This is a genomic window from Blattabacterium cuenoti (genome assembly GCF_014251695.1).
In the GTDB taxonomy this organism is placed as follows: Bacteria; Bacteroidota; Bacteroidia; order Flavobacteriales; family Blattabacteriaceae; genus Blattabacterium; species Blattabacterium cuenoti_T.
In genome coordinates, this window is the sequence record NZ_CP059195.1 from 545650 (window position 1) to 559593 (window position 13944).

Here is a 13944-nt window from a genome sequence, read left to right on the forward strand (position 1 = left end):
ATTATAAAATAACAAGAAAAGAATGGCAGAAATAATATCCATGCCCCAATTAAGTGACACAATGAAAGTGGGAACTGTAATCAAATGGAATAAAAAAGTTGGAGATAAAGTTTCAGAAGGTGATATTTTAGCTGAAATCGAAACAGATAAAGCTACTCAAGATTTTGAGATAGATGTTAGTGGTATTTTACTTTTTATTGGAGTAAAAGAAGGAGAAACTACATGTGTAAATGATATATTGGCTATTATAGGAAATGAAGGAGAAGATATAAGTCATATTATTTCAAAATTACAATCCAAAAAAGAAAAACAAGAAAAGATAGAATTTGGATTGAAAGAAGATAAAAAAATATTTATCTCTCCTGTAGCAAAAAAAATGGCTAAAAAAATAGGAATTCCTATAAATGATATTAAGGGGAGTGGAGAATATGGAAGGATCATTAAAAGAGACATAGAATTTTACCAAAAAAAAAATTTAAAGGAAGAAGAACATCACAATACAGTTATTCATTCTTCTATAAGAAAGAAAATAGCAGAACATTTAACTCATTCTAAATTTTCAGCTCCACATTATTATTTATTTAGTGAAATAAATGCGGATAAATTAATTGAATTTAGAAAAAATTTAAATAATAAACTTTCTTTAGAAGAAAAAATATCATTAAATGACATTATTATAAAAGCTGTAGCTCAATCTTTAATTAAACATCCTGATATGAATGTGTCATGGAATGATGAAAGAATTATAATACATTCACATATTCATATTGGAGTTGCTGTAGCTATAAAAGATGGATTGATAGTTCCAGTTATTAAAAATGTAGATCAAAAATCATTATTAAAAATTTCCAAAGAGATTAAAGATAAAATATTACGCTCAAAATCAAAAAAAATACAACCAGAAGAAATAGAAAATAGTACTTTTACAGTTTCAAATTTAGGAATGTATGGAATAGAATTTTTCACTTCCATTATTAATATTCCTAATACATCTATATTATCTGTAGGATCTATTATGAAACGTCCAGTTGTTATAAATGATAAAATTGAAATAGGAAATGTAATGAAAATCACATTATCTTGTGATCATAGAATTATAGATGGAGTTAAAGGGAGTGAATATATTCATTCTCTTATAAATTTTTTGGAAGATCCTATTACCATATTATTTTAATTTTTATTTATTATTTTTTTTATCCATAATAAAAAAATGGGAAATATAAATATTGAAAAAGTTAATAAAGAAAATGTTTTTTCTGAAAAAAAAAATATATTATGAATATATTTTTTTGAAAAAAAAACAAGCTTAATTCCAAGAATGATAATTATACAAAAAGTAGAATGTTTTAACTCTGGAAATTTTTCCATTAATTGAACAAAAAATCCCGAAATCAATCTCATTGACAAAATTCCTATACATACACCTAAAAAAATTAATATCAAATTTTCTGATAAGGCAACAGAAGCAAAAATATTATCAATAGAAAAAGCCAAATCCATCATTTCTATAATGAAAATGACTTTCCAAAAAGAATTTTGTCTATTTTTTAAATTATTTGAAATAGAATTTTTTTTTATAAAAAAATGATTCAATCCTACAAAAATCAAGTAAATTCCTCCTAATGGTTTTAACCACCATATTTTTATTAAAATAGAAGCAAATAATAAACATAGACCTCTGAAAAAATAAGCACCAATAATTCCATATTTTAGAGCTTTTTTTCTATCTTTTTTATTAAGATTAAGAATCATAGAAGCTAATACAGCCGCATTATCTATAGATAAAATACTTTCTATTAAAAATAAATTTCCTATAATAGAAATTGACAAAATAGGATGATGAATAATTTCTGTTATAGATTTTTCAAGATTCATTTTTAAAAACTTTGTAAAGCCTTTAATTTACTGTAAGTTCCTTTTTTTAAAATTAGAGTGTTATGTTTTCCTTCTTCTATAATTTTTCCTTTTTCTAATACAATAATATGATCTGCATTTTGTATAACCGAAGAAGATAATTTGTGTGCAATTACAAGAGATGTTCTATTTTTCATCATTTTACTTAAGGATTGTTGAACTGTAATTTCAGATTCTGTATCTAAAAAAGAAGTAGCTTCATCTAAAATTATAATTGGGGGATCTTTAAATACAGCTCTAGCTATACTAATTCTTTGTTTTTGCCCTAAGGATAATTTATTTCCGTTATATCCTATAATTGTATCATATCCTTTTGGTAATTTTTCTATAAAACAATGAGCATTAGCAATTTTAGCCGCTTTTATGACAGAATTTATAGATATGTTTTTTTCTGTTCCTAATGTTATATTATTAAAAACAGAATCATTAAAAAGAACTGGTTCTTGAGTTACAATGCCTAATAGTTTTCTATAATCTTTAATTTTTAAATATTTCATATTAGTTCCATCTACAGTTATTTCTCCAGATGTTACATCATAAAAATTAGCTAATAAATTGGCTATAGTCGATTTTCCACTGCCTGATCTTCCTATTAAAACTACAGTTTTTCCCTTTTTTAAAGAAAAACTTAAATTTGGAATCAAAATTAGTTTATTGTAACTAAATGAAACATTACGAAATAAAATTTCATTTTCAAAACGAAAAATAGATTTATGTCTAATTTTTTCATTTGATCTACATTTAGTATTCAATATTTCCACAATACGTTCTGCAGCTGCTCTTCCTTTTTGAATATTGGATATAGAATTAACCAAATTTTTTGCTGGACTAATAATTTGAAAAAATAATCCTATGAAAGGAAAAAGTATTTCTGGTCCCATTCCTTTTTTTTCCAAAAAAAGTTTTCCTCCGTACCAAATAATTAAAATCATTGTAATAGAACCAAAAAATTCGCTCATAGGAGAAGCTAATTCTTTTTTTCTATTAACACGAGAAGAAAGTATTTTTTGATATTCAGATACTTGTTCAAAATTTTTTTGCATTTTATTTTCAGCATTGAAAATATTTATAATCTTAGTAGAATTTAAACTTTCTTCTACAACAGAAAATAATTTTCCTAATTGATTTTGAGCCCCTATTGCATCTTTTTTTAAACTATTTCCTATAATAGATAAAAAAACTCCCATTAAAGGGAGGAATAAAAAGCCAACTAACGTCAGTTTATAATTCATAAAAAATAAGGTCAATAAATGAAAAATTACCATAATAGGAGAACTAATCAAATTAGCCAAAGAACTAATAATAGTAACCTCAATCTCATTAACATCATTAGACAATCTAGATATTAAATCTCCATTTCTTTTATTTGAAAAAAAAATTATGGGTAAAGAAAGTATTTTTTTGTGGAAATTATTTCTAATATTTCGAATTATAGAAGTTTTTATTCCTATTAAAAAATATTCGGCTAAATATCGAAAAATATTTCGAATTAAAAAAAGTAAAATAATAAAAATACAAAATATAGCTAAAGTGTTTATTTTTCCATATTTATATGATAATATTTTTGTATAATTATGAAAATATTTAATAATAAAATCAAAGGAAACATTAAAAAAATTAAAAAATGTTGTTTTATTTTTGTATTCAGAAGATTCAAGTAAAATACTCAATACAGGTGAAATAGATATTATGGATATAACTGAGAATAAAGAATATAAAAAATTACATGATATATTGATAATATAATGATATTTATAAGGCTTTGAATAAGCTAAAATTTTTTCAAGTGCATTCATTTAATTTTCTTAATTCCAATCCAATACAATAAAGATAGATATAAAAATTTTTTAATATGTTAATAAAATAATAATTTCATATATATAAATTATGAAAATTTATAGCGAATAGAAATAAAATGCGTGTAAGAAACTTTTTTACAATTTATGTAACCATAATATTGACTACAATTTGTTTATATTACATATCATATAGTATACATTCTGAAAATCAGACTAAGAAAAGTTTAAATCTAGGATTAGATTTAAAAGGCGGAATTAGTCTAATTTTAGATATTTCTGAAAAAGATTTGTTAAAAAAATTTTCTGAAAATTCCCAAAATTTTATTTTTTTAAAAGCACTAGAAAATGCTGATAAGAAAAAAAAAGAAAATCCAAATATAAATTATTTATCATTTTTTATCAATTTCTTTAATCAAGAGATTAAAAATAAAAAATTAAATATCAGTTTATCTTCTCCAAATTTATTTGGAAACAAATCAAATATTGAAGATATTGATCCTAATAGTTCTGATTTTGAAGTCGAAAGATTTTTAAAAAAAAAAGTAGAATCATCTATAATTTCTATTCAAAAAATTTTGAGATCCAGAATAGATAGATTTGGAATTATACAACCCAATATTCAAAGAATAAAAAATTCTAATCGAATTTTAATAGAATTATCTGGAATAAAAAATATAGATAGAATAAAAAATATTTTAGAAAAAAAAGCGGAATTACATTTTTTTGAAACTTATAATTTTCAAGAAATTATTTCATACTTTAATACAATTAATAAATTTTATAAGAAAAAACATTCTGAAAGGATGAAATCTTTTATAGATTTTTTGAATATCCCACTTATTAAATCTTCAAATATAGTTGGATTAGTTCATGTAAAACATAAAACAATCATTTCCAATTTTTTAAACTCTTTGGAGGCTAAAAATTCTTTACCGTATTATTTGCATGATGTAAAATTTTTATGGGGGTCGAAAAATTTCGAGAATTTTTGTCAATTATTTGCTGTAAAAATAAATGAAGAAGAAACGTATCATTCTTTAAACGGAGATATGGTAACTCACGCTTACAAATCTTTTGGCCCTTCAAATGAAATATCTATAAATATAAAAATGAATCAAGAAGGAACTAAAAAATGGAAAATATTTACAGAAAAAAATATGGGAAAAAATGTCGCAATAGTACTTGATAATTTCGTATACGCTGCCCCTGTAGTCAAATCAGTCATTCCAAATGGAATGTCTCAAATATATGGAGATTTTTCCATACAAGAATCGAATGATTTAATAAATGTATTAAATACAGGAGAATTGCCTACTTCTGTAAAAGTTATTCAAACTGACATAATAGGTCCTTATTTAGGGAAAGAATCCATTCGAAATGGAATCACATCTTTTTTAATAGCCTTATTTTTTATATTTATTTGGATGTTTTTTTATTATTCCATTCCAGGATTATATGCGAACATTGTCCTTTTTTTTAATATAATATTTATTTTTGGTGTTCTTATTTCCATGAATGCAGTTTTGACATTTCCTGGTATTGCAGGTATTATATTAACATTAGCAATGTCCATGGACGCTAATATTCTGATTTATGAAAAAATTAAAGAAAATATAAAAAATAAAATTTATATATTAACATCTATTCATAATAGTTATACATTACAAGGGGCTTTATCATCTATTATAGATGGACAAATTACCACTTTATTATGTGGGATTATTTTATATTATTTTGGAATAGGACCAATCCGAGGATTTGCTACTACCTTAATTATTGGAATCATAATATCTATGTTTACCTCCATTTGTTTAGGAAGATTATTTTTAGAATGGCATTTAAAAAAGTATAAAAAAATTTTTTTTAGAAATTTTTTGAATAAAATTCAAAATGTACAATATGATTTTTTATCTAAAAGGAAATGGATTTATATGATTTCTTCTATTCTGATTATTGTTAGTATACTTTCTTTTTTCTTAAAAGGCTTCAATCTTGGATTAGATTTTGTTGGAGGCCGTTCTTACGTAATTCTTTTTGATCGTAAGATGGTTCCTGAAAAAATTTCGGAAATTTTGTCAAAAACTTTTATAGAGAATGGAAAACCTTCCTTTCCGAGAGTACAAACATTTAGAGATGAAAATCAACTAAAAATAGTCACAAAATATAAAATATGGGAAGAAAACAATCAAGTAGATGAAATAATTTTAAAAAAAATATTTACAGCCTTAAAAGCTTTCTTTCCTATCAATTTTGAGGATTTTAAAAAAATAAAAAAAAATAAATCATTAGGAATTTTATCTGTTGAAAAAGTAGGACCTGTAATAGCTCAATATATGACTAATAAAGCATTTATTTCTATTATAATTTCTTTAATAGGAATTTTTACATATATTTTGATAAGATTCAAAAAATGGCAATTTGGATTTGGTGCAACAATCTCTTTAATTCATGATTCCATTATCGTACTTGGAGTCTTTTCTTTTTTTCACGAAAAATTTCCTATTCTAGAAATAGATCAGACTTTTATAGCTGCTTTATTAACGATAATAGGTTATTCAATTAATGATACCGTAATAGTTTATGATAAAATTAGACAAATTTCAAAAAAAACATCATTTCTTATGAAAGATACCATAAATAAAGGGATTTGCACCTCTTTAACAAGAACTATAAATACTTCTTTTATCACTTTATTAGTAATTTTGATTATTTTTTTAGTTGGAGGAAAAGTTCTTCATAGTTTTATGTTAGCTTTATTTATTGGAATCAGTATAGGGACTTATTCCTCTATCTTTATTGCCCCATCTATAGTATATGATTGTTGTAAAAAAAATATAAAAAAATGAAAAATTTTTTATTTATTAGTTTAGAAGAAAGTTTCTTTATCATTTTTATAGCTATACTTATTTTTGGTCCTAAAAAAATACCTGACATAGCTCGTGGATTAGGAGAAGGAGTACGATACTTAAGAAATGCAAAAACAAAAATTAAAAATGAAATTATTAAAAATAATATTGATCAATCTATAAAAAAAAAAGAAATTTCTGATGATGAAGAAAAAAAAGTAAAAAAATATATTCCTCCTTTTTCTATAAAACGAAATAATTAAATATTTTTTCTATAATCTATAATATTAGATTTTTCAATTAATACATTTCCTATTTTTTCTAAAATATTTTTTCTCAACTTAGTATTTAAAGATTCTATTTCATAAGAAAAATAAGAAATATTTTTATATGTATTAAAACGTTTTAATGGTCTTATGAAAAAAACTCCTCTTTCTCCTAATATTGGTTTAGAAATTTCATACAATTTTAAGGAAAATGCATATCCCACTACTTTAGGTTCTTTGTAGTCTCCAATCATAGATTGATCAAAATTGATTTTACAAGATTTATTTATTTTTTTAGAAAAACAAAAAGCTATTTTTTTCAAATTTATATGTTTATTTTTTATCATTTTATATAAAAAATGATCTATTTTTTTATTCATAAGAAAAGGAATGATATGATTTTTTATTTTTTCAATAGGATATCCTTTTTTTTGAATTTTAGATAAAAAAACCATAATATGATCTTTATTTGAAGTAGAAAAAATTTTTATATCTCCCTCCTTTCTATTTTTTTCATAAGACCAATTTATGATTTCTTTATCTACTTCGGTATTTAAATCGTGAATATTCCATTGATAATTTTTGATTTCTTTCAAAAAAATAGTTTCATATCTTTTTTTTCTTGCATTATTAATAAATGTATTTAAATTTGAATTTTTATTTTCTTTCATGAATTGAACAGTTTTTTGATAAAGGATCTCTTCCGTTTTTCTTGATGGAGTCAATGTTTTAATTATTATAGCAAATTGATAAACAGGTTTGATATCTTTTATGTCGTCAATTCTAATGATATGATATCCAAATTTCGTTTCAGTTAAACCTATTGTTCCTTTTTTATTTTTTGAAGAAAAAAAATGAAATGATCCCTCCCCCTTAAATGTTTCATTTTGTTCTTCATATTTCATCCATCCTAAATTACCTTTATTATTTTTGGCATTGATGATATCATCAGATTTTTTCGTTACTAATGAATTGAATTGATCAGGATTTTTAACAAGAAAATCATACATTGTTTTCGCTATTTCTTTAGCTTTTTTTTTAGTCCTATTTTTGGAAAAACGTACAGACTCCTTATGAGAAATTAATATATGGCTGGATAAAACGGAATTGTATACCATATTTTTTCCAGTTAGTTTAGCCATAATATAAATATTGTTATCTTTAACAGGGCCAAACATACTTCCAACTTTATTGTTTTTCACCACAAAATGTTGTAAAATAATAGGAAGATTTTTTTTTAAATAAAAATTTCTATCAAAAGGTTTTTCAGATTGATTAGAAACAATTATAGAATTATGATTCGAAAATCGAAATTTATTAAATAATTTTTTCATTTCAATATCCATATTATTTTCATCATCCAATGATGGACGAGAACGGAAAACTACAAAACTGAGGTTTCTTAAATTTTCTTTTTTGTAAAGAAATTTATTTTTATGAATAAAATCATAAATATCGTCACTTTTGATTCTATAATATCTTTTTTCTATTTCTGAATAAGGAATAAATATATAATCAATTATGGAAAATTTATTTTTATTTCTATAATTTAATTGAGCTTCTACAAAAGATGTATTCAATCCATACATCAACATTTCTACATATTTTTTTGCAAGGATTCTTTTTGGAATACTCTTTTTTTCATAAAACCAAATATTTTTTTCTGCTTCTATTTGAGGGGCTAAATTTGAAGGAATTTTTTCTAAATTTTTTAAATACAATTTAAATTTTTCTATATTCATTTTCCCATTTTCATTTTGAAAATCAATAATTTTACTATATATAGATTGTTTTTCTATTGCTTTCCAAAAATCTTTTTTTGTACTTTGTATTCCTAATTTATTAGCTTGTTGATTTAGTATTTTTTCATGAACTAATAGTTTCCAAGCGTCATTTTTTAAATAATGATCAGGCTCATCTTCACGAAATCGTTTCAAAAATTGAAAACAATCAAGATATTCATTTAAAAAAATATTATCTCCATTTACTTTTCCAATAATATCGGAATTTTCAGTAAAAAATTTTAGAATAATATTAGGATCTAATATAAAAAATATTAAAGATATGATTATGAAAAAGAAAACGAACCATGTATTTTTTCTGATTTTTTCTAAAAAACTCATTTTAAATTTTTTTTTTAAGAAAAACTTCTTCTATTTTATTTTTAGATACTTTTTTAATTTCAATAAAAAAATTATTATTAATAATAATTTTATCTCCATTTTTTGGAATATCTCCTGTATAAGTAACAATCAATCCTCCTAAAGTTTCATATTTATCAGATTGAGGAAGATCTAAATTATATTTAGCATTAATAAAATCAATTTCTAAACGTGCAGAAAATAAAAATTCACAATCATTTAATTTATTATCCAATAACAAATTCTCATCATGTTCATCCTTTATATCTCCAAGAAATTCTTCTAAAATATCTTCTATAGTTATCATCCCAGCTGTCCCTCCATATTCATCTAAAACAATAGCAATACTTCTTTTTTTTTTAATTAAAAGATCCATTATTTCCCTTACGGGAGTAGTTATATAAACTGATTCTACTGATCTAATTATAGATTCAATATTGTTTGGTTTTTTTAGTAATTCTAAATAATGAATATAACCTATAATATTATCTATATCATTTTTATAAATTACTATTTTAGATAAGCCACTTTCAGTAAAAATATTTCTAATTCTATCTGTAGAAGAGTATGTTAGATTAAAACAAACTATTTCCTTTCTAGGGACCATACATTCTCGTGCTTTTTTTTCAGAAAAATCTAGAGCTTTATGAAAAATTTCAATTTCAGATTCTATAAACTCTTTTCCTTTTACATTTTTTTCTATATTTTCTGATAAAAAACAAATCAAATCTTCTTTATCAAAAATTTTCTTTTTATTATTTTCTTGTTCTCCTAAAATTTTTAAAAAAATATTAGAAATACAAATAATAGAGTTTGTAATAGGAGAGAATATTTTATATATTATATATGCAGGGATAATGAACAAACTCAATAATTCATTTGAATATACACTAAATATTATTTTTGGTATGAATTCTCCAATAATCAAAATAATAGTAGCAGAAAAAACTGTTTCCAAAAAAATCATCCATAAAGAATTATCTAAAAATTCTTTTGGAAAAATATACAAAAATAATTTCCCCATATAAATCCCATATATAACTAATGATATAGTATTCCCAATTACCATTGTAGTAATAAATTTTTTGGAATTACTAATACTTTTTGAAAGTAATTTAGAATGAAAAGATCCTTTTTTGTTTTCTTTTTCTAATTCTATTTGAAATAAACTAGAAGAAATTAAAGCCATTTCCATACCAGAAAAAAAAGCAGATACAAGAATAGTAATAAAAACTATACTAATATGAAAAATTATATTATTTAACAGGCAAAGTTCCACTAATATTTTTTAATCTAATTTTTTTTAAATCATCAGAAGCTTCTATTCCGTTTGTTGCATGTAGTATAATTCCATCTGAATTAGATACGATTGTTGTATATTTTTTATTAAATATTTTTTTATTTTTTCTATCCCAAAAAATCTCCTCTGTTTTCAATAAAAAACCTTCAGGACTCATAATTTTGATATTTCCTTTAATATGATAAAATATTTGATCAATTGATTTTACCCAATCAGCACTAAGGTAAGTACATTTTTTAGTATCTTTATTATAAATAAATAAATTTAAACCATTCGGAAATAAAGTATAGAAGTCATATTCTATAATAACGGGAGAATAAATAGTAAATTTTAAGTATCCTTCTTCTTTATAGAAAATCCTTGTTTGAATAAGGATATTTTTAGGTAATTTTTTTCGTTTTTTTACTATTAAAGAATTTCTATTCACACAAGAAAATAGAACAAAAAATAATAAAAAAATAGAATAATGAAATTTATTACTGATTATTTATTGTATTTTTATTTTATTTTTTTGTATTTTTTGTATGGTATCTTAGCTCAGTAGGTAGAGCAAAGGACTGAAAATCCTTGTGTCCCCGGTTCGATTCCGGGAGATACCACTGTTTATGCTTACTTATTTATTCCTAATTCTTTTTTAACGGCTTCAGTAATATCCTCCCCTTTATTGACTAATACTCCTTTTCCAGGACTACAATCGTCAACTCTGATAATATTTTTATCTTTATCTATTACTTTATGAATAGCATTTTCTATTTTCTTGTATATAGGATTTAATAGTTTATTTTGTTTTTTAGTTAAATCATCTGCCGCTGTTTTTTGATAAGCATGAGCTCTTGCCTGCAAAATTTCTAATTCTTTTTTAAGAATTGGATTTTTATTTTTTTGAAATTTTTCTGCTTTTTTATGGAATTCTTTTGCTAATTTATCTAAAATATTTTCATGAATTTTACTAATTCTATCTAATTCTTTTTGAGCAGTAGAAAATTCTGACATTTTTTCTATCAAAGCTATACTATTTAGGCAAACTATTTTTCTATGACATTCCATAGAATATGAATGATATCCAAATAAAAATAGAAATAATAGAAAATAAAAAATTGTATTTTTTTTCATATGATCTTTTATGTTTTTATTTGTGTTATCTTACAAATCTTTTCCTATTATAAAATGTATTTTCCCTTTTGATTTTTTAAAACCATGAACTATATCATTATCTATAGGATATCCAAAATCTACTCCTAAAACACCTATTGGAGTCCAAAATAAACGAATTCCAAATCCAAAAGATTTATTTAGAATTAATGGATTAAATTTTTTGTAAGAATTATTGACATTTCCTCCTTCTATAAAACAAGTAGTCCAAAGTTTTAAATTTGATAAGTTCTTAATTAAATAACGCATTTCCAAAATGAATTTATTATAAATTGTTCCACCATTATTTAATATCTGATCTTTAGAAGAATATCCTCTTAATGGAATATAATCTTTATCATGTAATTTTGATCCTGATAAATTATTCTTCACTCCTCCTATATAAAATTTTTGAAACGAAAACAATTCTTTTGAATCATTGTATCGTCCCAAACAACCTAATTCTCCTCCTGCTTTCAAGATCATGTTCTCTATAATTTTATGATACCAAAAGAAAATTATTTTTAATTTAAAATACTCCATCCATTCCTTATTTTCATTTTTATTAAAAATTACGGAATATGGAAAAGTAAACATACTATGAAATTGTATTCTGGATCCTTGAAATGGAAAAATGATATCGGGAATTGTTGAAAATCTTTGTAATGAAATTAAATAACTGAGATTATTGAATTTACGTTTTTGATATAAATTAGAAGATATTTCTTTTTTATAAATAAATTTTTCGTAATCTATAGACATTAAAATTTTTGAATAAGGATCTAAAAAAGTTAAAGACTTATTTAAATCAACAGAAACCCCTATTTTTTCTAAAAAATGCTTTTCTTCATGTGATATTTTAGTATTTTTATATATTTGATACAAAAAATCTAAATCTTCTTCGTTTTTTATTTTTTGGATTAAGTATTGACTTTTAAAAGTAAGAGAAGTAGAAGATTTTCTCTCTATCCAGGGTTCTGTAAAAGAAAAACCATAAGATTTAAAATCTTTTCCTAATTGACTATGAATAATTAATTTCTGTCCGTCTCCTTGAGGGATAGGATTCCATAAATTCCACTTAAAAATATTTTTAATAGAAAAATTTCCAAAATTTAACTTAAAATTTCCAATAATTTTTCTAAAATCTTTTCCTCCAAATCCTCCATAAAATTGAAATTCATTTGTATTTTTTTCTATAACATGCCATTCTATATCTATCAATCCATTTTTTTTAGTTTTTTTAATTTCATAATATACTTTCTTAAAAAGATTTAAATTTTCTAAATGCAATAAACTATATTTTATTTTATAAATAGAAAAAAGATCTCCAGGATAAGTTTGTAATTCTCTTCTGATGACATGATCCTTAGTTATTGAATTTCCTAATATTATCACTTGATTTATATAAACTGGTTGATTTTCCTTAATTTTAATTTCCAAATCTATTTTATTATCTAAAATGATTTTTTCCATAAAAGAAATATCAACAAATAAGTAACCTAAATTTAAATAGGCATACAAAATACTATTAGTATAAGAAGGATTTAAAATATTTTTTTTAATTCCAATTTGATTATACACGTTTCCTTTTTTATAAAATAAAATTTTATTTAAAAAATCTGTTTTTAATTTTTTATTCCCTAAGATACTAACGTTTCCTAAATAATATTTTTTCCCTTCTATTATTTTTATCTTTATTCCATAATTTCCGGATTGTTTTTTCCATATCGAATCTAAAAATACTTTAATATCAATAAATCCCATCGATTTATATTTATTAATAATATTTTTTAAGTTTTTTTTTATATTTTCTTCAATAAAAAGAGGTTTTTCAATTCTATAAATTAGAGATAAAAAATTTTTTTTAGTTTTATTCATTAGATCAAGTAATTCTTTATATAGAATTGTTTGATTCCCATCAAATAATATTTCTTCTATTTTAATTTTTTTTCTTTTATTTATATACAAACATAATACGTTTTTCTTATCCCCTTCCTTCTTTATTTCACTTGTTATATCTATTTCATGATATCCTTTTTTTGTATAATATTCTTGGATATCATTTTTTACAGTTTGTATCAAATCACCAGAATTCTTATTTCCTATTTTAATTCTTTTTATAATATCAGAAAATTGATCTTTTTTAATTCCTGTTATTTTTATTTCATGAATTTCTTCTAAATCTTCTAATTCAAAAAATAAATCAATTTCATTTTCATTGTTATATAAATTTTTTTTATAAATGGATATATTTTTAAAAAGATTACTTTTCCACAACTTTTTTACAGCATTATCCGTTTTTATTCCATCAACATCAATTAGTTCTCCTGGAAAAATACCTGATAATTCAGAAATAAAACGATTATCATATTTAGTTTTTCCTGTAATATGTATTTCTCTCACAATGAAAGAAGTATTCTTATTATTTGTAATAAAATTATTCTCATTTTTAACAGAAAATGAGTATACTTGTTGTATTTGCATTATTATTATAAATAAATAAAAAATGCTATTTATAAAGAGATTTTGTTTCATGAATACAAAAAA

The 13944-nt window shown here is 22.6% G+C and carries 10 protein-coding genes and 1 tRNA gene; 4 read left to right on the forward strand and 7 right to left on the reverse strand.

Features of this window, described 5'->3' with window-relative positions:
• Positions 1 to 22 precede the first annotated feature (22 nt).
• Positions 23 to 1174 (forward strand): dihydrolipoamide acetyltransferase family protein, encoded by a 1152-nt coding sequence (locus H0H62_RS02650; RefSeq protein WP_185860650.1) that lies wholly within the window; start codon positions 23 to 25, stop codon positions 1172 to 1174.
• Here the strand turns inward: H0H62_RS02650 and H0H62_RS02655 are convergent.
• Together H0H62_RS02655 and H0H62_RS02660 are read right to left on the reverse strand one after the other, a co-directional pair.
• The gene (locus tag H0H62_RS02655; RefSeq protein ID WP_185860651.1) at positions 1171 to 1875 is read right to left on the reverse strand and encodes a DUF475 domain-containing protein; all 705 of its coding nucleotides are present in this window, start codon (positions 1873 to 1875) and stop codon (positions 1171 to 1173) included. The genes H0H62_RS02650 and H0H62_RS02655 overlap by 4 nt on opposite strands.
• Before the next feature lie 2 nt (positions 1876 to 1877).
• Complete coding sequence (locus tag H0H62_RS02660) at positions 1878 to 3710, reverse strand: ABC transporter ATP-binding protein (protein ID WP_185860652.1); 1833 nt, start codon at positions 3708 to 3710, stop codon at positions 1878 to 1880.
• 119 nt (positions 3711 to 3829) lie between these two features.
• On the opposite strand from H0H62_RS02660, the gene secD reads away from it, so the two are divergent.
• Both secD and H0H62_RS02670 read left to right on the forward strand, forming a co-directional pair.
• Entirely contained in the window at positions 3830 to 6559 is a 2730-nt protein-coding gene (gene secD, locus H0H62_RS02665) for a protein translocase subunit SecD (RefSeq protein WP_185860653.1), read from the forward strand.
• Positions 6556 to 6822: a Sec-independent protein translocase subunit TatA/TatB gene (locus tag H0H62_RS02670; RefSeq protein WP_185860654.1), complete on the forward strand. Its 267-nt coding sequence runs from the start codon at positions 6556 to 6558 to the stop codon at positions 6820 to 6822. The genes secD and H0H62_RS02670 overlap by 4 nt, the downstream gene beginning before the upstream one ends.
• Here H0H62_RS02670 and H0H62_RS02675 read toward each other — a convergent pair.
• The 3 genes from H0H62_RS02675 to H0H62_RS02685 are packed head-to-tail and all read right to left on the reverse strand — an operon-like array spanning position 6819 to position 10693.
• Entirely contained in the window at positions 6819 to 8948 is a 2130-nt protein-coding gene (locus tag H0H62_RS02675; RefSeq protein WP_185860655.1) for a SurA N-terminal domain-containing protein, read from the reverse strand. The two genes, H0H62_RS02670 and H0H62_RS02675, sit on opposite strands and share 4 nt — an antisense overlap.
• 1 nt (position 8949) lies before the next feature.
• Positions 8950 to 10221, reverse strand: a complete 1272-nt coding sequence (locus H0H62_RS02680) for a hemolysin family protein (protein ID WP_185861013.1) — start codon at positions 10219 to 10221, stop codon at positions 8950 to 8952.
• 1 nt (position 10222) lies between these two features.
• On the reverse strand, positions 10223 to 10693 hold the full coding sequence (locus H0H62_RS02685; RefSeq protein ID WP_185860656.1) for a hypothetical protein: 471 nt from the start codon (positions 10691 to 10693) through the stop codon (positions 10223 to 10225).
• A 99-nt stretch (positions 10694 to 10792) separates the two neighbouring features.
• On the opposite strand from H0H62_RS02685, the gene H0H62_RS02690 reads away from it, so the two are divergent.
• Positions 10793 to 10865, forward strand: a tRNA-Phe gene (locus H0H62_RS02690).
• 10 nt (positions 10866 to 10875) lie between these two features.
• On the opposite strand, the gene H0H62_RS02695 is transcribed toward H0H62_RS02690, so the two are convergent.
• Together H0H62_RS02695 and H0H62_RS02700 are read right to left on the reverse strand one after the other, a co-directional pair.
• Positions 10876 to 11379: an OmpH family outer membrane protein gene (locus H0H62_RS02695; protein ID WP_185860657.1), complete on the reverse strand. Its 504-nt coding sequence runs from the start codon at positions 11377 to 11379 to the stop codon at positions 10876 to 10878.
• 30 nt (positions 11380 to 11409) lie between these two features.
• Positions 11410 to 13932 carry a BamA/OMP85 family outer membrane protein gene (locus H0H62_RS02700; RefSeq protein WP_185860658.1) on the reverse strand — a complete coding sequence of 841 codons (2523 nt, stop codon included), beginning with the start codon at positions 13930 to 13932 and terminating at the stop codon, positions 11410 to 11412.
• Positions 13933 to 13944: the final 12 nt, after the last annotated feature.